At 33.3% G+C, this 19,093-nt stretch carries 17 protein-coding genes; 5 read left to right on the top strand and 12 right to left on the bottom strand.

The annotated features are described in order from the left end of the window. Position 1 precedes the first annotated feature (1 nt). The 5 genes from CLU83_RS11115 to CLU83_RS11135 all read right to left on the bottom strand — a co-directional run bounded on the left by CLU83_RS11115 (position 2) and on the right by CLU83_RS11135 (position 6,783). Entirely contained in the window at positions 2-271 is a 270-nt protein-coding gene (locus CLU83_RS11115) for a hypothetical protein (protein ID WP_198512285.1), read from the bottom strand. A 180-nt stretch (positions 272-451) separates the two neighbouring features. Continuing rightward, positions 452-901, bottom strand: coding sequence for a hypothetical protein (locus CLU83_RS11120; protein WP_100431675.1), 450 nt, complete (start codon positions 899-901; stop codon positions 452-454). Between the two features lie 142 nt (positions 902-1,043). Further along, positions 1,044-2,864, bottom strand: coding sequence for a TonB-dependent receptor (locus CLU83_RS11125; RefSeq protein ID WP_232727067.1), 1,821 nt, complete (start codon positions 2,862-2,864; stop codon positions 1,044-1,046). Between the two features lie 33 nt (positions 2,865-2,897). Beyond that, a complete protein-coding gene (locus CLU83_RS11130; RefSeq protein ID WP_100431676.1) occupies positions 2,898-3,761 on the bottom strand; it encodes a PhzF family phenazine biosynthesis protein in 864 nt (287 codons plus the stop codon). A gap of 7 nt (positions 3,762-3,768) precedes the next feature. Further along, positions 3,769-6,783 (bottom strand): tetratricopeptide repeat protein, encoded by a 3,015-nt coding sequence (locus CLU83_RS11135; RefSeq protein ID WP_100431677.1) that lies wholly within the window; start codon positions 6,781-6,783, stop codon positions 3,769-3,771. Between the two features lie 269 nt (positions 6,784-7,052). Between CLU83_RS11135 and CLU83_RS11140 the strand changes: the two genes are divergently transcribed. Both CLU83_RS11140 and CLU83_RS11145 read left to right on the top strand, forming a co-directional pair. Next, the gene (locus CLU83_RS11140; RefSeq protein ID WP_100431678.1) at positions 7,053-7,736 is read left to right on the top strand and encodes a cell division ATP-binding protein FtsE; all 684 of its coding nucleotides are present in this window, start codon (positions 7,053-7,055) and stop codon (positions 7,734-7,736) included. Beyond that, positions 7,736-8,626, top strand: coding sequence for a glycosyltransferase (locus CLU83_RS11145; RefSeq protein WP_100431679.1), 891 nt, complete (start codon positions 7,736-7,738; stop codon positions 8,624-8,626). Before CLU83_RS11140 ends, CLU83_RS11145 begins: the two co-directional genes overlap by 1 nt. A 5-nt stretch (positions 8,627-8,631) precedes the next feature. Here CLU83_RS11145 and CLU83_RS11150 read toward each other — a convergent pair whose 3' ends face one another. From CLU83_RS11150 to CLU83_RS11160, 3 genes are read right to left on the bottom strand one after another with little or no spacing between them, the layout of a single operon-like run. Then, positions 8,632-9,720, bottom strand: coding sequence for a glycosyltransferase (locus CLU83_RS11150; RefSeq protein ID WP_100431680.1), 1,089 nt, complete (start codon positions 9,718-9,720; stop codon positions 8,632-8,634). Continuing rightward, a complete protein-coding gene (locus CLU83_RS11155; RefSeq protein WP_100431681.1) occupies positions 9,717-10,115 on the bottom strand; it encodes an FdtA/QdtA family cupin domain-containing protein in 399 nt (132 codons plus the stop codon). The genes CLU83_RS11150 and CLU83_RS11155 overlap by 4 nt, the downstream gene beginning before the upstream one ends. Before the next feature lie 9 nt (positions 10,116-10,124). Then, positions 10,125-11,003, bottom strand: coding sequence for a glycosyltransferase (locus CLU83_RS11160; RefSeq protein WP_157802076.1), 879 nt, complete (start codon positions 11,001-11,003; stop codon positions 10,125-10,127). Between the two features lie 264 nt (positions 11,004-11,267). Between CLU83_RS11160 and CLU83_RS11165 the strand changes: the two genes are divergently transcribed. Further along, positions 11,268-12,404, top strand: coding sequence for a glycosyltransferase (locus CLU83_RS11165; protein ID WP_100431683.1), 1,137 nt, complete (start codon positions 11,268-11,270; stop codon positions 12,402-12,404). Positions 12,405-12,421: 17 nt separating this feature from the next. Here CLU83_RS11165 and CLU83_RS11170 read toward each other — a convergent pair whose 3' ends face one another. The 4 genes from CLU83_RS11170 to CLU83_RS11185 all read right to left on the bottom strand — a co-directional run bounded on the left by CLU83_RS11170 (position 12,422) and on the right by CLU83_RS11185 (position 16,487). Next, positions 12,422-13,663, bottom strand: a complete 1,242-nt coding sequence (locus tag CLU83_RS11170) for an O-antigen translocase (protein ID WP_100433707.1) — start codon at positions 13,661-13,663, stop codon at positions 12,422-12,424. A gap of 34 nt (positions 13,664-13,697) precedes the next feature. Beyond that, entirely contained in the window at positions 13,698-14,777 is a 1,080-nt protein-coding gene (locus CLU83_RS11175) for a DegT/DnrJ/EryC1/StrS aminotransferase family protein (protein WP_100431684.1), read from the bottom strand. Then, entirely contained in the window at positions 14,774-15,751 is a 978-nt protein-coding gene (locus CLU83_RS11180; RefSeq protein WP_100431685.1) for a GNAT family N-acetyltransferase, read from the bottom strand. Before CLU83_RS11180 ends, CLU83_RS11175 begins: the two co-directional genes overlap by 4 nt. Before the next feature lie 130 nt (positions 15,752-15,881). Then, on the bottom strand, positions 15,882-16,487 hold the full coding sequence (locus tag CLU83_RS11185) for a trimeric intracellular cation channel family protein (RefSeq protein WP_100431686.1): 606 nt from the start codon (positions 16,485-16,487) through the stop codon (positions 15,882-15,884). Positions 16,488-16,619: 132 nt separating this feature from the next. Here CLU83_RS11185 and CLU83_RS11190 point away from each other — a divergent pair, with 132 nt between their 5' ends. Together CLU83_RS11190 and CLU83_RS11195 are read left to right on the top strand one after the other, a co-directional pair. Further along, a complete protein-coding gene (locus CLU83_RS11190; protein WP_100431687.1) occupies positions 16,620-17,405 on the top strand; it encodes an RNA methyltransferase in 786 nt (261 codons plus the stop codon). Positions 17,406-17,460: 55 nt separating this feature from the next. Continuing rightward, positions 17,461-19,008: a serine hydrolase gene (locus CLU83_RS11195; RefSeq protein ID WP_100431688.1), complete on the top strand. Its 1,548-nt coding sequence runs from the start codon at positions 17,461-17,463 to the stop codon at positions 19,006-19,008. Positions 19,009-19,093 lie beyond the last annotated feature (85 nt).

A 19,093-nucleotide genomic window follows, 5' to 3' on the forward strand; every position in this document is an offset into this window, starting at 1 on the left:
TTTATCCTTCTATAACTTTAGCAACCACTAAAAAACCATTTTTCTTGTTCGGGAAATTTTCTAAAATTAATTGTTTCTCAATAGCCGAACTCTCTATCACAATATCTTCCCTTAAATCACTCACAGACACACAATTATGATTGACATTATTTACAGCATTATTATTAGATGGAACTGCGTTTTTAATTACATCAAATAATTTGTTCACAGACTCTGAGGGCTGTGCTCCTTTAATACTCGACAAGATGTCTACTGTCATTGTTTTGTTCATAATTTCATTTCGTTTTAAAGTCAAACTTAAGCTGGCGAAATTACAAAAAGTTTTATTAGGGAAGCACGTTTTTTTAATGATTTCAACTGCTTAAAAACCAAAAGCTGTCACAAAAAAAGACAATTCTGTTAATTAAATAAAGTTTCATCTCAAAAACACAAATTCCATTGAAAATAGAAGCTATTCAATGCTCTCAATTGTGTATTTAGTTCCATTAATCTCAAAACCAAACCCAACTTTATTCCCCATCAATTTATTTCCAAGCGGAGATTGCGGAGATAAAGCGATGACATTAACTCCATCAACACTGATTTTTGGAAGAGCAAGGCTCAAGTATAAATAAATCCCATTGGCTTTGACCAAACTGCCCAGAATAATAGTTTCTGCCACTACCGAAGAATCCAATTTATCCAAAACCGCTTTTTGATTTAATACTTCTTTGAGTTTCGTATTGAGTTTTTCCTGTTCAATATGCATCATAGACAAGGCTGTCTCATGCTTATCGCCTGCTGAACCTTTTGCGTCATTTTTGGAATCTTCAGTCAAAGCCACAATCATGTCTCTGAAAGCATCGATTCTGTCTTGGACTAATTGATGGTATTGATTGTATATTTTTTGTTTGAAAGTCATAATTATTCTACCGCAAAGGCTCTAAGACGCAAAGAAAAAGAATTAAATTGATTTCTTCCAAAAAAAATCACACCATTATATTTTATGAAAAAAATCTCCAAACAAATATAACTTAGCGCCTTTGTGACTTTGCGGTTAATTTTTAAAAATCAAATTTATAATTCCCTCCAACCATAACCTGAAAACCTTGAACTGGATAATTCAGCCATTTTTGATAGTCATTATTCAGAATATTATTGGCTTTTAAAAAGGCGGTAAATCTTTCGTTGTGTTTGTAACGAACATTGGCATTCAAATCAAAATAACTGTCTAATGTGATTGGTCCTGGAGCAGTAACATAAACTATATCGGTATTCAGCTGATAATCTTTGCGCTCTCCTACATAAAATAAATTTACGCCTGCAAACCATTTATCAGTAATCATAAAATCAGCTTTTCCATTCAATTGAAACTCTGGTAAATTCCAAGCTTCCTGCTCAGATTTTTTAGTATAACTGTTTATTGTAACATCGGCTTCAACAGTTATTCCTTTGGCTAAATCCGCTTTTATTTCTCCATAAAAACGCATTGTCGTCAAATCATCATAAACAACTTGAAATGAATTTCCAAAACCATAATTAGCATTTGTATTGTTTTCAGTATAATCATTACTTCTAAACAATGCTTTATTTTCATCATATATATAGGACGCTTTTACATCATAACTCACCGTGCTTGCCAATTTTCCTTTTAATCCCGCCTGAATGTCATACAGCTCATTTGTCGGCTTAATATTTAATGTAGGCGAAACATAAGGATTATCATCAACAAAATCTTTATAGGTGTTTTGCTGTAAATTCCCAATGGCACTAGTATAAAATATCATCAAATCGCCCACTACATTATACGAAGCCTTAATCGACGGATAAATATAAAACTTATTGCTAGTGTTATCTTTACCCATACTATAGACCAAGCCCGCGCCAATATCGATTGTCCAATCGTCTCTTTTCATCACGAAACTCGGCACAATTCCCAAATTAGTAAAACCGTATTCAATATCGGCAGTATTGGTTCCTGAATAATCTTTCTTAAAACTTCCATCAACATAATCAACAAAAACTTTGGTTTTTATAGCTTCATCCATCACGTCAAACTTAAAAGTCGGAGCTAATAAAAAATGATTCTCTGCCGAACTAAATGCGTCTGTAAAATGTGTAAATTCAAGATTCACATTATCTACGGCACTTTCCTCAAAAACCATAGAAACTCCTGCCGTAATTGTATTATAAGACTGTTGCGGCTTAATGCCATATACTAAGTCCATACTTTCTGGAAGCGTCAAAGTACTCCCGAAATTTGCCGGCAATCCATACCAATTATAAATTTGGTTTTGATATCCCAGCTTAATATCCCAAGCCATTTCCTCCTTATTGGATCCATACATCAAATCTATTTTTGTATCATAATAGAAATTATCAAGCAGAACCTCTTTTATATCACCTTGAGAAGAATTATGGCGAAACATGCCACTTACAAAATCATTATTATTAAGATCATCGTTCACATATAATTCGGCATTCAAAGATCCATAATTGCCGAGACCAACTGTTGCATAATTTTTAAACAAACGCTCCTGCTTTCCTTTTTCTACTCCTTGAGCATTTCCTTTGGAAGGAGAAAAAGTCGAGGCAACAGGAAAAGGCAGAATAGAATAACTCACACTTTCTTTCTTAGTATTTTCATCATTTGTATTCACTGGAACTTCTTTTACTTTGAAAGCATTAGAGATTGTCGGAGTATAGGGTTTTACCACATTTACAACTTCAGTCCCGATATTATCCTGTTTGTTTTGAGCAAAAGATAACTGAGAAAGCAACAGCAGAAAAATCACTATCCTAATTCTCACACCAACTTCTCCCAAAGAAGGAGTCGAAAACGCTGATTGTTTATTTATGAATGCTTTTATGTTTTTGATTTTCATCTTTCTTTTTTTTTCTAACTTCTGATTTCTAAACTACACTTCCCATTCTCCTTTTGCGATGAATTGTGTCTTTCCTCCTATTTTAATGTCAAAATAATCTCCTGACAATTTCCCTTCAAAATAAATTCTCGAAGGACGACCAATAAAATCACCTTGATGATTGACAATTTTAATTTCTGGCGAATGATGTTTTAAAAGAAAAGCCTGCAGACAAGTACTTGCGCTTCCTGTAGCAGCATCTTCTACTAGTTGATTATGCTCAACACACAGCATTCTGCTATAGAGTTTACCTTCATCAAAACAATAGAAATACAACGCTCTATGATTTGTTTCGCAGTGAATCAAAAGCCATTCTTTCATCTTATTCAATTCAATACTTAAATTTCCCAAAGCTTTTTTGCTTTTAAGCGGAACAATCACAAACGCGCTTCCTGTAGTCACCTCCTGAATCGGAAATTTATCATCAAAATCGGCAGTGCTTAAATTACTGAAAGTCAAAAAACCTTCCTTTGCAAAAACATCCCAAAATTGAGGCTGTGCTGCCTGTAACCAAACCAAATCTCCTGATTGCTGAATTGGAATCTCACCAATTGGAACCGAAAGCTTAAAATTTCGTGGTTGGCTTTCGACAATTTTATTCATCAAAACCCATGAAGTTCCAATAACTGGATGACCAGCAAACTGCATTTCATGTTCTGCGGTAAAAATTCGAATTGATGCACTGTTATTTTCAGGCTGAATGGCAGTAATAAAAGTGCTTTCGGCAAAGTTTATTTCTCGGGCAATTTTCTGCATCTCTTCAGTACTCAAACCATCAGCTTCCAAGAAAACGGCCAATTGATTTCCGGCATATTTTTCCTCAGCAAAAACATCCACTATATAAAAAGGTAATTTCATTCTGCTTTTATTTAGTTATTGATGAATTTGTTTTGGCTTCTTCTGTTTTTATTCTATTCAATTCTGTTCTGGCTTCTTCAACAACATCCGTATAATCAGTAAAATTTTCGATTACATTGTCCAAAACATAAGTCGCCTGGTAACTGTCTTTTAAACCATAATAATTTTTTGCCATCAGGATCAATCCTTTGGCGCCATAATAACGATAGCTCGAATAATTTTTGGCTAATTTTTGAATAGCAGTGTTTGAAATCTCAAACTTTCCATCTTTATTTTTAAAATAGGCATCATAATACAAAGCTTCTGCAGCGAGTTCTCCTTTGCTTACCGTTAATAATTTTGCGTAAGCAATTTTAGCTTTGGCTTCATCACCTGACTGCATTGCTGAACGCGCCACGATAATCTGCGCATCACTTTTTACATTTTCCTCGGCTTTTGGATTAGCCAAAACGGTATCAGCATAAACAACTGAATTTGAATAATCCTTTGTCTCATAATAGCATTTCATCAAATTTGCTTGCGCAAAAGTTTTATTCTGAGGAAAATCGGCTTCTGTTTCTAAACGAACCAAAACAGAAATTCCTTTACTACAATTTTTATCTTTCAAAAATATCTGAGCCAAACGAACCAAAGACTGCTCTGTATATTCACATCTAGGCTGGCTTATCACATATTCATAATTAGGAATCGATTTATTTTCTGAACCTTCGGCATAATACAATTGTGCCAATTGGAAATTCGCCTGCAGAATATGCACTCCATTTGGAAACTTAGCCACATAATTACTAAAACCAGAAATTGCCTGCTTGGAATTCCCTTGTTCCAACTGCTTTTGGGAAGCTTCAAAAGTATCATTATCCAAATCCAAATCAGTTACAGCAACAAAATCCAAAGTACGAACCCACGTAGCATAATCATCTACTTTTCCGTTATCTACATAAATTAATCTAGCTGTGGAAACTGCCTCATAAGCTTCGGGAGTTTTTGGGAAATCCGAAGCCACCTTTTTAAATTTAGCAATAGCCAAATCATCTCTATCTGAATTATAATAAATCAGTCCCTGACGCAAAATAGCTCTTGAAGTATAGGAACTGCTTTTGTAATTTGCAATTAATTTATCATACGCCTTAATCGCTAAATCTTGTTTATTATCAGCTACATAAGTATTTCCCAATTCAAACAAAGCATCATCCTGGTAATCTGATTTTGGATACAAAGTCAAAAACGCGTTAAGCTCTTCTATTTTTTTGCTGTTTTTTGAAAGAAATCCATAGCAAAGCGCTTTCTGGAAATATGCATAATCTGCATCTACGCTTTTGGATTCTATTACCTTATTATAAGCGTCTAATGCTACTTGATATTTTGTAGTTACAAATCGGCAATCCGCCAAGCGTAGATAAGAATCATTCAGACGAAATTTATCTGCCTTATTGCTTTCTATCTGATTCTGAAAATAATTTCCAGCCGTTTCATACTCTTTCAGTTTGAAATTAGCGTAAGCAATATTGTAATTAACGTTTTTGAATTCAACAGTTTCTTTGGCTTTTGGCAAATCCAAAAACTGCTGATAACTCAATAAAGCTTCTTTGAAATTTTCCAAATTATATTCGGATTCGGCTTTCCAAAAAGTGGTGCGGGCTGTAATAGTAGCATCTTTTCGTTCCTTCAAACCTTTTTCGAACATAGATAAAGAACCAAAATAATCACTGTTTGTGTACAGTTCCAATCCTCTGTAGAAAACTACTTTTTGATAAACACCTCTGTTTTCGGATGATTTATTTTTTTCTAATAAAACCAACGCTTCCTTGTAATTCTTAGATGAAATATAAGAGTCAATCAACAATTTCTCTATTAAATTATTATTCGGATTGGTTGGATATTTAGTCATAAAACCCAGCAAAACTTCGGGAACAGTTTGGTACGAATTACCAATTTCATAACTTAATTTGGCATAATTAAAACTGGCATCTTCCTGCAGTTTTAGGTTAAAATTCATTTCGGAAGCATTCTTAAATGCATTCAAAGCCTGTTGCTTTTTATCAGATTCCAAATAGCTTTCTCCCAAATGGTAATACCCATTTTGGGCTATAAAATCGTTTCCGTCGATAATTTTATTGAATTGAGAAACCGCATTTTCATAATCTTTCTGCACATAATAAGCATAACCCAATTGATAAAAATCGGTGTTGTTCCATTTCCCTTTTTTGCCTTTATAGTCAACCAAATAAGGTATTGCTTTATCGTATTGCTTTAGATTAAAATAACTTTCGCCAATAATTTTATTCAATTCAGACTTTTCCTCAGGAGTAGAATTTGGCATTGCTTTAATTCCTAAATCAATGGCTTTTTGGAACTCCCCTGATTTGAAACTCATATCCGATTTGTAATATGATAATTTTTCGGCATATTTTTCATTTCCGGAAACCTGATCAAACTGCTTATTTGCTTCGGCATAATCATCCGATTCATACGCCATGAAACCCATATAATATTTGCTCTGCGTGCCATATTCATCCGAACTGGCTACTCGGCTAAAATAACTTTTGGCTTTTTTTGAATTTTTGGCATCAAAATAAGTATACCCTTTTTCAAAATTAAACTTGTTGCGCTCGCTGTCTTTTAAAACACTTTCATCCACTCTTTCAAACCAGTGCATGGCTTCTTTAAATTCTCGATGATCAAAATAGTAATAGGCGACATCAATAAAAGCTTGATTTTGTTTTCGGCTTGCAGGATATTCCTCTACAAAACGGTTAATCAGTTCTTCCGCATTATCCTGATCGGTGCGAATGGCGCAGTTAGCAATATAATAAGCACAATCTGACTGTAAACCTTCTGTTTTAGCAGTTTTTAGAACCTGCTTAAAAATAATTTGTGCCGAAGTATATTGTTTGTCCTCATATAAAGAAACCGCTTTGTCGAAGTCCTTTAATGAATAGGTGTTAATAGTCGATTGTTGAGAAAACATGGAGGTTATTTGAACAAAAAAAAGGAATAAAAAAAGCCTGATATGTTTACGCATTGTTGTTTTATTTAGTCAATCAAAGATATTTAATTCTGTTTCTATAACGAAAGCCGAGTCGCTTTTATTATAAACTATTTTTAAACAGAAAACCTTACCCCAAACCCTTCTCCCAAGGAGAGAGGAGCCGAACAATGAATTGGAATTTACTTTTTTTTAAAATTTTGCCATTTGAGATTTGCTTTTTTCCTTTTGGCTTTTATTTTTCACCTTTTACTTTTGTATTTGGATTTTATCTTTTTACTTTTACCCAATAAACAAATTCTATTATGTCACAATCTGTACTGTCTTTAAAAAACGTAAACATATATCAAGAAGGAAAAGCTATTTTATCTGATGTTAATCTGGAAGTCAATCACGGCGAATTTATCTACATCATTGGAAAAACCGGTTCTGGAAAAAGCAGTTTATTAAAAACATTATATGCTGATTTACCTTTAACTGAAGGCGAAGGCAAGATTGTAGAATTTGATTTAGCCACTTTAAAAGAGGATGATATTCCTTATTTGAGAAGAAAAATCGGTATCGTTTTTCAGGATTTCAAATTATTGCCAGACCGTACTGTAAAAGACAATATGTTATTCGTTTTGAAAGCAACCGGCTGGAAAGACAAAGACGAAATGGATGCTAAAATCGAAGAAGTTTTGTCTAAAGTAAACATGAAAGATTTTGCAAATCAGATGCCTCACCAGCTTTCTGGCGGTGAACAGCAGCGTATCGCGATAGCAAGAGCATTATTGAATGATCCTGAATTTATTCTTGCTGATGAACCAACAGGGAATCTTGACCCGCAAACCAGCATCGAAGTACTTGAAGTTTTGCGTCAAATCAATGCGCTGGGTAAAACAGTCATTATGGCAACTCACGATTATGCTTTATTGATGAAATATCCATACAAAACCTTAAAATGTGAGGATGCAACTATTTTTGAAGTAGTTCAAAGAACGGTATAATGCTTTCTATTCTTATTCCGGTTTACAATTACAATGCTTTCCCTTTAGTTTTAGAATTATACAAACAGTGTTTAGAATGCAATTTAGAATATGAAATAATCTGTCAAGATGATGCTTCGAATGCTTTTCTAGCTGAAAACAACGAAATAAATGCTTTAGAAAACTGTCATTTTTCCTCTAATGAAACTAATTTAGGAAGAGGGAAAAACATCAACAAAATGGCTAAAAAAGCAAACTATGACTGGTTGCTCATTTTAGACTGCGACACTTTTCCTCAAAACTCCGATTTTATAAAAAAATATTATTTTAAAATCCAGAAAAACGACAGCTCAATTGTTTTTGGGGGAATCCTTTATGAACAAAAAAAACCAGAAAAAGATCAATTATTGCGTTGGGATTACGGCCATAAAAGAGAATCGCTTTCTGTAAAAAAAAGAAAAAGAAAGCCCAACAGCAGCGCATTAACTTCTAATTTACTGCTAAAAAAAGAACTTTTTTCACAATATCCTTTTGATGAAAATATCACAAAATACGGCTACGAAGATTTATGCTTTATGATAACATTGGAAGCAAATAAAATTAAGGCAGCGCATATAGAAAACCCAACTTTCCATTTAAATTTAGAGACCTCTGCCCTGTTTTTGGATAAAACAAAAACAGCACTGGAAAACTTAGCTTACATTCTTAATTCCAAAAAAGCAGATTTGAAAGACAGCAAAATTATTACTGTTTATTCTTTGCTGAAAAAACTAAAACTGACACGCTTTACGGCTTACTTATTTAATTTATTTGAAGATAAAATTTCTGCCCAGTTAATTTCAAACAAACCGTCACTTTTGTTATTTGACTTATATAAACTGGGGCATTTTTGTAAATTACAATCCGAATAATTTCTTTAATACAAACCTTCCATAAGATTTTTCCAAGATTTCATTACAGCTTCGCTACTGTATTTTTCAGCATTTAGTTTTGCTTTTTGTCCAAATTCAATTCGCAACTCTTGATTTTCCAATAAAAGGAATAGTTTCTTGACAAACAGATCAATATTTCCGTCTTCAATAAGAAAACCGTCTTCATTATTAGTTATTATTTCTCTCGGTCCGCAGGGACAATCATATACTACAGAAGGCAAGCCACAAGTCATCGCTTCTATCAGCACCATTCCAAAAGCCTCGGATCTTGAAGTCATCAAAAAAACTGAAGATTGCTCAAAACAGCTTTTTATATCTTTTGTAACGGCAATGAAATTGACATTCTCAGATATTTGCATATCGACTGCCATTTTTTGGTACAACATTGTATCTTCCCATTCTCCATAAACATCAAGCTCCCAATCCGGGTATTTATTTATGGCTTCTTTCCAAATTAACAATAATCTGTCCAGACCTTTTTCATAACTATGTCTGCAGACAGCAATTGCTTTTTTATTTTTAAGTTCTGTGGCATTTTCTGAAACAAAAGAAAGCGGATTAGAAATAATCACACTATTTTCAGCATTCCATTCTTTGCTACCAGAATAAGTCTCATAAATAATCGCAATGAATTTTTTTAATGTTTTTTTCTTTAAAAAATACACCAGCTTAAATCTCAATAAACTCAACCAATCTTTTCTTCTCACTAATTTAAGAGAAGTGGAAAAATGTGTTTCTAGGACAATTGGCGTGTTTTTTTTCAAAAACCATGGTATTATCATCCATTGTGGCGCATCACAAATAACAATTACATCTGGATTTCTTTCTGCAATTATTCTTTTTATGAAAGCAATATATTTCCATAAAAAAAATATTGATTTTTGAAAATCTACACAATTATGCCATTTTATTTTTGAGTTAAAATCATAAAAAAAAGGAGCATTTTTGGTATTCGGAGCAATAATATCAACTTCATAATTAAAGACAGACACAAAATAATTTGCTTTCAGCGAAACCACACAGGCAATTCCCCCATAATCGGTCATGTCTGGAGTTATATATAAAATCTTCATTTTTTAGAATTCAAAAAAACATTAAAATCACGAATATAATCTTCTTCATCAAAAACATCAGATGCCAAAACAAGACAAACTGCTCCAGATGAAAAATTTTCAAGCTCTCTCCAAAAACCATTTGGAATCAATAATCCTATATTGGGTTTATTCAGCAGATAACTTTTTTTACTGTTTCCATCGTGTATTGTAACTTCAAAACTTCCGCTCAAAGCAATAAGAACTTCCTTTTGCAGGATATGTGAATGTCCACCGCGAAAAGCACTGCTTGGTACATCAAAAAGATAATAAACCCGTTTAAATTCAAATGGCAGGAAACCACTTTCTATAACCCCTAAATTTCCTCTGACATCTTCGACAACCGGAATTTCAAACAATTGTATTTCTTCGATCATTTCCTTTTATTATTTTGTACCAATTTGCATCAAATTTAGCCATTGTTCTCCAATTCTATCCAAAGAAAAATGCTGAATACTTTCTGATGCATTTTTTTTACAGTAGTCGTATAACACCTCATCTTCAATAAATAGATTAATAGCTTCGGTCAGTTTTTCCAAATTTTGATTTTCTACTAAAATGCCATTTTTTTTATCAATAATTATTTCACTCGGACCAGAAAGACAATCAAAAGATACTACAGGTGTTTCACAGGCTAAAGATTCTAAAATCACATTAGGCATACCCTCATTCAAACTACTTAAAATTAAAAATTTTGCCTTTTTCAGATATTTAAACGGGTTGTTTTGATATCCAAGGAAGTGTACTTTATCCTCAAGTTTTTTTTGTTTTACTAAATCGAAAAGGCTTGATCTTTTAATACCATCTCCTAATAAAACCAAATGTATATTCCTCGTTGGCAAAATAGAATTAGAATAGGCCTCAATCAATTTATCAAATTGTTTAATTGGGGTTTCCATTTGACCAATTCCTATAACAAATTCAAAGTTTAAATTTACGGCATCATTATACTTACCCTCTATATCTTTAAAATCAACAGGATTATTAATCGTGATGACATTTTTAAAATTATATTTTGATTCTATTAAATTTTTAGCTGTATTCGTAACCGAAACAATGGAATAACAGTCACCATACATAAAACGGGCTAAACTAATCCAGTTTGGAATATAATAATCTAATAAATAACTCCGAACACTAAAAATCACTTTAGTTTTATAAAGCCATTTGGCAATAAAAAATTCCTGAATTGTTTTTGTTCTTGGTCGAAAATCCAAAATAAAATCAAATTCATTTTCATTGAGGTATTTTTTAAAAAAAAACAATCTTCTAATTTTATTAAAAATGTCATTCGAATTATTTTTCAACTTTCCTAAATTGAGTAATTTTCCGGCATATGGATATGAAACATCATCTAAGACAATCACATTATGAACATCAATCCCCTTACTGTCAAAAAAAATAGACAAATTTGCCAAAGCTTTTTCGGCTCCTCCCTTTCCAAGTCGATATCCAACTAGAGCAATTTTTGTTTTTTTACTTGGCATTATCATTTTTGATTTATTATTTTCGTTCCAAATATAACACTTATGCGGATTCTACTTGTCGGTGAATATAGCCTTTTACATAATTCCCTCAAAGAAGGATTACTTGAACTTGGTCATGAAGTTACATTGATTGGAATTACTAACGGTTTTAAATGTTATCCTGTTGATTATGATTTTGAAGCTAAATTTTTCAAAAAAAAGATATTTACCATTCCCAGAAAAATAATTTATAGAATCTTTAAATTTGATTTTGCCAGTTTAGAAGCTGGAATGCGTTTTTATTTTTTCCTTCCTAAATTAAAAGACTTTGATATTGTACAGTTTGTCAACGAAGCATCAATAAAAACTACGCAAAAATTTGAGCTATACTTGATGAATCGCATTTATAAAACGAATAAAAAATTTTATATGCTATCCACTGGAATTGATTATTCCACTTTAAAATTTTACATTGAAAATAAATCCAAAAAGTCAATTCTTCAACCCTATTTCAAAAATCCAAAACAATACAAAGAGTTCAAACCCTTCTATGCCTATTTTACCAAAAATCATATTAAAATACATAATTTTATAAAAGAAAAATTCAATGGAATAATAGCCACCGATTTTGATTATGTGGAAGCAAACAAGAGTAACACTAACTATTCGGGTTTTATTCCATGTCCGATTAACACTAAAAAATTAACATTCAAAGAATTAGTTATAGAAAATAAAATAATAATTTTCCTTGGCATCAATAAATGGAGTTACAATCAAAAAGGCATCCCTTACTTTGAGAAAGCATTAGAAATTATCAAAGAGAAATATCCACATAAAGTAGAAGTTATTACGGTCAATACAATCCCATATCCTGTTTATATTGAACTATACAACAAAGCACATATTTTACTGGACCAATTGCATTCTTGTGATCAAGGCTATAATGCCCTCGAAGCCATGGCAAAAGGAAAAGTGGTTTTTACTGGAGCAGAAAGTGAATTTACGGAATACTATAACATCACCGAAAGAGTATGTGTCAACGCCATTTCCGATGTGGATTATTTGGTAAAAGAGCTGTCATTTTTAATCGAAAATCCCGAAGAAATTATTGCAATTGGAAAACGGGCTAGAGCTTTTATAGAAAAAGAGCATGATTATGTAAAAATTGCTAAAAGGTATTTAGAGGTTTGGAAAAGTTAGGATTTTGCCTATTTAATTCAAAACAAACTTTTTCTAAAATAAACTGCCAAGACCAATAAATAAATCAAGTTATCCAAAAATTGAGCTATTAAAATCCCTTGGATTCCAAAAAAATGAATTAAAAAATCACTTAAAAAATACAAAACGGCAAGCGAAGCTATTTCAAAAATGATAAAAGCCAGAGTTAATTTCTTTGCAAAAAACTGGTAACCCAAAATTAAAAAAGCAACTTTTAAAATATCTCCTGTCAATTGCCAAAAGAACATAGAGGCTACAGGCAGAAACTCTTTGGAGAAAAGTAATTCTACTATAAAAAAACGCAACACATAAATCAGAAAAAGACCAACGATAAATAATGGCAAAATACTTTTATAATAACTCCAGAAAACGGTTTTTGTTTCTCCATTACTTTTGGCACTAGCCAATTTTGGCAAAAAATACACTGACAAAATAGTACTTGCAAATAACATGTAATAGGATGAAATTCGATTCATTGTTTCCCAATAACCCGCTTGGTCAATTCCTACTGTAGCGATTACATTTTTTCGGATGGCGAGATATACCAATGGTCCAATTACAGATGAAACCAATGCCATAAGAGAATAGGACGAAAGGTTTTTTATGATTTTAAAGTCAAAATAATGTAACCGAATAGTATTCAAAAAAGGAATCTCTTTATTCACAAAATAAAAACCTACAAAGAATAACAATGCTGGAGATACTACCGTCGCTAGCAAAGCACCGAGAGTTTGATAATTCCAAATCAAAATTAATGACACCAATAAACCAATAATATTTCCAAAAATAGTAATCCAAATTACTTTCTTGAATCTCCCCAACCCATTGACAACTGAAACAAAAAACAGAGAAACAGCATACCAAGGCAAAGCCAATGCCAAAACTTTAAAAACAAACGAATAATTAAAATAAGTTCCAAAGATTTGATTGTTCCAATAGGCTGCAAAGAAAAACAAAATCCCGCTTAAGCCAATTGCGACTATCATCAGGCTGATGAAAACAGTAGCTATTATTTTCTGAAGTTCAGATTTATCATTGTCGCACTCAGTTACATATTTTACAATTCCGTTTTGAAAACCCAATGTCGAAATACTTTCCAACGAAGTCATGAAATTTCGCAAATTCCCTACCAAAGCCATTCCGCTGGGACCAACAAAAACAGCCAACAACTTGGAAGTTACAAGTCCTACCCCTATTTTCAAGATAACACTTAAACTGTTTAAAGATGAAATTTTAAACAACTGAGTTCGATTTATGTTTTTTATGAAGTTCAATTTAGTATTCATTTAAAATCTCAACAACAAAACTTACCTCATCAATTGTCATAACTGGACTTATAGGCAAACTCAGCACTTCCTGATGAATCTTTTCTGTAATAGGGAAAGACAAATTATTCCAGCTAGACAATGCCCTCTGTTTGTGTGGCGGAATCGGATAATGAATTACAGTCTGAATATTATTTTGGGCTAAATAGTCCTGCAAATCTTCTCTGTTTTCAGTTCGAATAACAAACAAATGAAAAACATGATTGTCGCTTAAATCCCAAAAAGGCAAAATGATTTTATCATTTTTTATTTCGGATAAATAACGTGTGGCAATTGCTCGGCGACGCTCATTATCTGTGTCTAAATTAGGTAATTTCACATTCAGGAAAGCCGCTTGTAATTCATCTAATCTTGAATTAACGCCTATGTATTCATTCTGATATTTTGTTTCAGAACCATAATTTCTGAGAGATTGAATAGTTTTAGTAAGCTGTACATCATTGGTCACTACAACTCCACCGTCTCCAAGCGCACCGAGATTTTTTCCTGGGTAAAAACTGTAAGCTACAGCCGATTGCGGGTTACTGATTGTTCCTGCCGATTGTGCGGCATCTTCAATAACTAAAAGATTATTTTGCTTTGCAATAATGTTTATCGCATCCATTTCTGCCAATTGCCCATAAAGATGCACCGCTAAAATAGCTTTGGTTTTAAATGTTACTTTTTCTTGAATTAAACTAGGATCAATATTGTAGGTTTCCAATTTTGGTTCGACTAAAACAGGTACTAAATCAGCTTGTAAAATTGCTAAAATACTGGCAATATAAGTATTGGCCGGCACAATTACTTCGTCTCCTTTTTGCAATTCCCCCAGTTGTATGTAACCTTTAAAAATTAAAACCAAAGCATCCAAACCATTCCCGACACCAATGCAATGCTTGGCTCCGCAATAGTTAGCGAAATTGGATTCGAACGCCTGAACTTCATTCCCTAAAATATACCAGCCCGAATCTAAAACCGATTTCAATTTCTCTTGAAAAGCGGTTTCATAAGGCCCATTTATTTTTTTTAAGTCTAAGAATTTGATCATTTTAATACGTTTTCGAGTTTAGAAAAATGAATCGTGGCTACTTCGTAAAAATCATGGACGATTATATTTGCGCCAAAACTTTCTTTCCAATACGATAACCCATCATTGAGTGTTTTCCCTTGATTTTCATTCGATATTCCAAAATCAAAAAAATGCTTATGAGCAAATACATTGTTTATTAAATGATCATACAAAAAGTCTAGACTCCCAAGATTTTCCTGTTCTTCATATTTTGAAATGTATTGGCAATGTACCACATTCTCGGATTCAAAAACGGTGGTTCCTGCTACAATTTCTTCATTGTAATACACATTAAATTGTCTTATGTTTTTATCAAAATGGCTTTTTAATAATTGAATTTCTTCAAGTGTGTGAACGGGTTCGGCGTTGTGTCTTGATTGCAAGTTGGGAATCAAAACCTGATTCCAAAAAGATTTAAAATCATTCTCTTCTTTTACGATTAAACCATTGCTTACTCCTTTTTGAATACCCCGCTTTCTTATTTTTGAAAATTGAAATGGTTTTGACAAATCTATAACTGCAAGCGTATCTCTTCTTATTAATTGAGCTTCGGCCAGAAACAGCGCATAATTCAATTCTTCGGCGGGTTTGTTATGATAAATGGATGGAAGTGTTTTGATTTGGATTTTGGTAATTTTATTTTCGTTCAAATAAAATAAAACCGCTTTGAATACTTGGATTACGGAGGCTAACTTTAGATTCTCTTTGTAAACCAAACCTCCATAAGTCAATCCTTGATGAGAATAAACATGCTCTCCTGCTCTGTTAGCTGGTAAAACGGCAACTGTTTTTTCACCGTCAAAAACCATTAAAGAAAAATCTTCAAACCGGTCTTTGTGATACTCCATAAAATCGCGATGAAAAAGAAACGTAGCATTTTTGGCTTGGTTTACAAATGTATTCCAGCTGTCATAATCACTTTCCTGATATTGTTTTACACTGTAGTTTTTCACAATTGAGTATTAAAGACTGGAAAAGTACACAATTAGGCTAATATTCTAAATAGGAATTGCAAAAAAACATCAAAGAGATCGATTACGCAAAGATTCACAAAGAGAAACTCAAAGGTAGTCCAAAATCACTTTATTTTTCATTTTCTAAAGGAGCCAGATGCCATTTGTATTTTACAGCTATCAAACGAATCACAATAATTATGGATGAAGTTGCCAGATATAAAACATCATTTTCTACATTCATTTTTCGAAGGGCAAAAAATACGATGCCTCCAATTATACAAATGGTAGCATAGACTTCCCGGCGAAAAATAATGGGAATTTCTACACATAAAATATCACGAGTGACACCTCCAAAACAGGCTGTCATAGTTCCCAAAGCAATGCAAATAACGGGATGAAGGTGATAATCTATACCTTTTTGAATTCCGATTAAGGTAAAAACACCCAATCCAATGGTGTCAAATAAAGCTAATGACGTTCGAAGTTTATCAAATTTTTTTCTAAATATAATCGCCAAAATAAAACCCCAAACAATTACATACACATAAGTTGGGTCTTGCATCCAGCCCACAGGCGTCCGGCCAATCATGACATCGCGCAAAGTTCCGCCTCCCACAGCCGTTACAAATGCAATGATAAAAACGCCAAACGGATCTAGTTTTTTGCTCATCGCTGTTAATGCACCTGACATCGCAAATGCCATGGTTCCAATGATGTCGAGTAGATGAAACATTTAGATTTTAGATTACTATTAGTGTTTCAAAATTAAATAAAAAAGGACTTACTGCTGATTATTTTAAGAATTTAAAAAATGATAGTACCTTAGCGCCTTTGCAACTTTGTATCTTTTCTCATTGAAATCGCCATGAAACAAATCACTTCTATCCAAAATCCTTTTATAAAATCCTTGGTGTTATTGCAGGAAAAAGCTAAAGCCCGCAAACAGTCGGGAACATTCCTGATTGAAGGAAAACGTGAAATTTCATTAGCCATGAAAGGCGGATATGAAATAGAAACGATTTTGTTTTTGCCCGAAGTCTGCTCGGAAACAGAAACCCGAAAATTATCAGGTAAAACAGAATTGATTGAAATCAACAAAGACGTCTATCAAAAACTGGCGTACAGAGATACTACCGAAGGAATTTTGGCTGTAGCCAAAGCCAAATCAATGCAGTTATCCGATTTGCAGTTATCCGAAAACCCATTGATTATTATTGCCGAAACTCCTGAAAAACCAGGAAATATTGGCGCTTTATTGCGTACTGCCGATGCTGCAAATCTTGATGCGGTGATTATTGCCAACCCAAAAAGTGATTTATACAATCCTAATGTTGTCCGCTCTAGTGTTGGCTGTCTATTTACTAATCAGATTGCAACAGGAACTACTTCCGAAATTATTGCTTTTTTGAAAGAAAGAAAAATTAATTTTTATTGTGCCACTCTGCAAAATTCCACTTCCTATCATACGCAAGATTATACTTCGTCAACAGCATTGGTTGTCGGTACAGAAGCTACAGGATTGACACAAGAATGGCGAGATGCAGCAACTCAAAACATTATTATCCCAATGCAGGGCGAAATTGACAGCATGAATGTTTCGGTAGCTGCAGCGATTTTGATTTTTGAAGCAAAGAGACAGAGAGGGTTTTAGATTTTAGAATTGTAGATTTTAGAATAAAGATTTTGAAAAAATTTAAATTAAAAACATGAAAAAATACAGCCTTTCCCTTTTAACCATTCTTGTATTCAGTTTCCATTCTTTTGCCCAAATTACAGAACAGGAAGTAGACAATTTAGTTAATCGGACTTTAACTGCCTTCAATATTCCCGGAATTGCTGTTGCGATAGTTAAAGACGGAAAAGTCACACTGGCCAAAGGCTACGGAGTAAAATCTATACTGACCAATGAAAAAGTCGATGCAAACACTCTTTATGGAATCGCTTCCAACAGCAAAGCCTTTACAGCAACAGCTTTGGCAATATTAATAGACGAAGGCAAACTGAAGTGGGATGACAAAGTGGTTACTTATCTGCCAAATTTCAAAATGTATAACGATTATGTGACCAATGAATTTACCATTCGGGATTTATTGACTCACAGAAGCGGATTAGGGCTTGGCGCAGGTGATTTGATGATTTGGCCAGACGGAAGTAATTTCACCGCGCAGGATATCATAGGAAATTTACAATATTTAAAACCAGTATCAGGCTTTAGAACAAAATTTGATTACGATAATTTATTATATATGGTAGCTGGTGAAGTTGTTCATAAAGTAAGCGGTATAAGCTGGTGTGATTTTGTCGAAAGCCGAATTATGAAACCATTAGAAATGAAAAACAGTGCTGCATCTTTTGTCCGATTGAAAGACACCAGCAATGTTATTGTTCCTCACGTACCCGTTGACGGAAAGCTAAAAGTAATCTCCAGATACAAAAATCAAATATTGGATGCGGCGGGAGGAATTTATTCAAACGTAAATGATATGAGCAAATGGATGATTATGCAATTGAATAATGGAAAATACGGAACCGAAAACAAACAATTATTTTCTGAGAAAGAACACAACGAAATGTGGACGCCGCAAACCATACTTCCTGCAGTCACAAGACCTCCATACAACACACATTTCTCTTCTTACGGATTGGGTTGGTTTTTGAACGATGTAAAAGGATACAAAGAAGTAACTCACACAGGAGGACTGGAAGGAATTGTAACTCAAGTTACTCTTCTTCCCGAATTGAATTTAGGAATTGTAGTTTTGACGAACCAGCAGTCGGGTGCTGCTTTTACTGCAATAACTAATACAATCAAAGACAGTTATCTAGGAATCAAATCAGTGGATTATGTGATGGCTTACAGTAATAGAGTAAAAGCCGTAGAGGAAACAGCAGATAAAACGACCGAAGAAGTTTGGGCAATGGTTGCCAAAAATAAAAAAGACAAGGTCAAAATCGACTTCAGTAATTATGTTGGAACCTACAAAGATGTATGGTTTGGCGAAATTATAATCAGCGAAAAGAAAGGAAAATTACTTTTTGCCTCCAAACGATCCCCGCAGCTTGCAGGAGAGCTTCTTCTTTATAAAGACAAAAATCTGGTTGTAAAATGGAACAATGCATTTTTCCATGCAGATTCTCATCTGTTTTTTGAATTTGATGCCGCTGGAAAAGCAATTGGAATTAAAATGAAACCTATTTCTGAGCTAACCGATTTTAGTTATGACTTTCAGGATTTGGATTTTAAGCGGATATAAAGGATTCGAATAGAAAACACAACATAGAGAATAGATTAAAGAAACTCAAATAATTCTTTAATTTATTCTCTATTTTTTATTCTAA

The organism is Flavobacterium sp. 1 (assembly GCF_002797935.1).
Taxonomy (GTDB): Bacteria; Bacteroidota; Bacteroidia; order Flavobacteriales; family Flavobacteriaceae; genus Flavobacterium.

Excerpts from the sequence above, each read along its gene's own strand:
- CLU83_RS11115 (WP_198512285.1), bottom strand. The coding sequence starts at position 271 with ATGAACAAAACAATGACAGTAGACATCTTGTCGAGTATTAAAGGAGCA.
- CLU83_RS11120 (WP_100431675.1), bottom strand. The coding sequence starts at position 901 with ATGACTTTCAAACAAAAAATATACAATCAATACCATCAATTAGTCCAA.
- CLU83_RS11125 (WP_232727067.1), bottom strand. The coding sequence starts at position 2,864 with ATGAAAATCAAAAACATAAAAGCATTCATAAATAAACAATCAGCGTTT.
- CLU83_RS11130 (WP_100431676.1), bottom strand. The coding sequence starts at position 3,761 with ATGAAATTACCTTTTTATATAGTGGATGTTTTTGCTGAGGAAAAATAT.
- CLU83_RS11135 (WP_100431677.1), bottom strand. The coding sequence starts at position 6,783 with ATGCGTAAACATATCAGGCTTTTTTTATTCCTTTTTTTTGTTCAAATA.
- CLU83_RS11140 (WP_100431678.1), top strand. The coding sequence starts at position 7,053 with ATGTCACAATCTGTACTGTCTTTAAAAAACGTAAACATATATCAAGAA.
- CLU83_RS11145 (WP_100431679.1), top strand. The coding sequence starts at position 7,736 with ATGCTTTCTATTCTTATTCCGGTTTACAATTACAATGCTTTCCCTTTA.
- CLU83_RS11150 (WP_100431680.1), bottom strand. The coding sequence starts at position 9,720 with ATGAAGATTTTATATATAACTCCAGACATGACCGATTATGGGGGAATT.
- CLU83_RS11155 (WP_100431681.1), bottom strand. The coding sequence starts at position 10,115 with ATGATCGAAGAAATACAATTGTTTGAAATTCCGGTTGTCGAAGATGTC.
- CLU83_RS11165 (WP_100431683.1), top strand. The coding sequence starts at position 11,268 with ATGCGGATTCTACTTGTCGGTGAATATAGCCTTTTACATAATTCCCTC.
- CLU83_RS11175 (WP_100431684.1), bottom strand. The coding sequence starts at position 14,777 with ATGATCAAATTCTTAGACTTAAAAAAAATAAATGGGCCTTATGAAACC.
- CLU83_RS11185 (WP_100431686.1), bottom strand. The coding sequence starts at position 16,487 with ATGTTTCATCTACTCGACATCATTGGAACCATGGCATTTGCGATGTCA.
- CLU83_RS11190 (WP_100431687.1), top strand. The coding sequence starts at position 16,620 with ATGAAACAAATCACTTCTATCCAAAATCCTTTTATAAAATCCTTGGTG.
- CLU83_RS11195 (WP_100431688.1), top strand. The coding sequence starts at position 17,461 with ATGAAAAAATACAGCCTTTCCCTTTTAACCATTCTTGTATTCAGTTTC.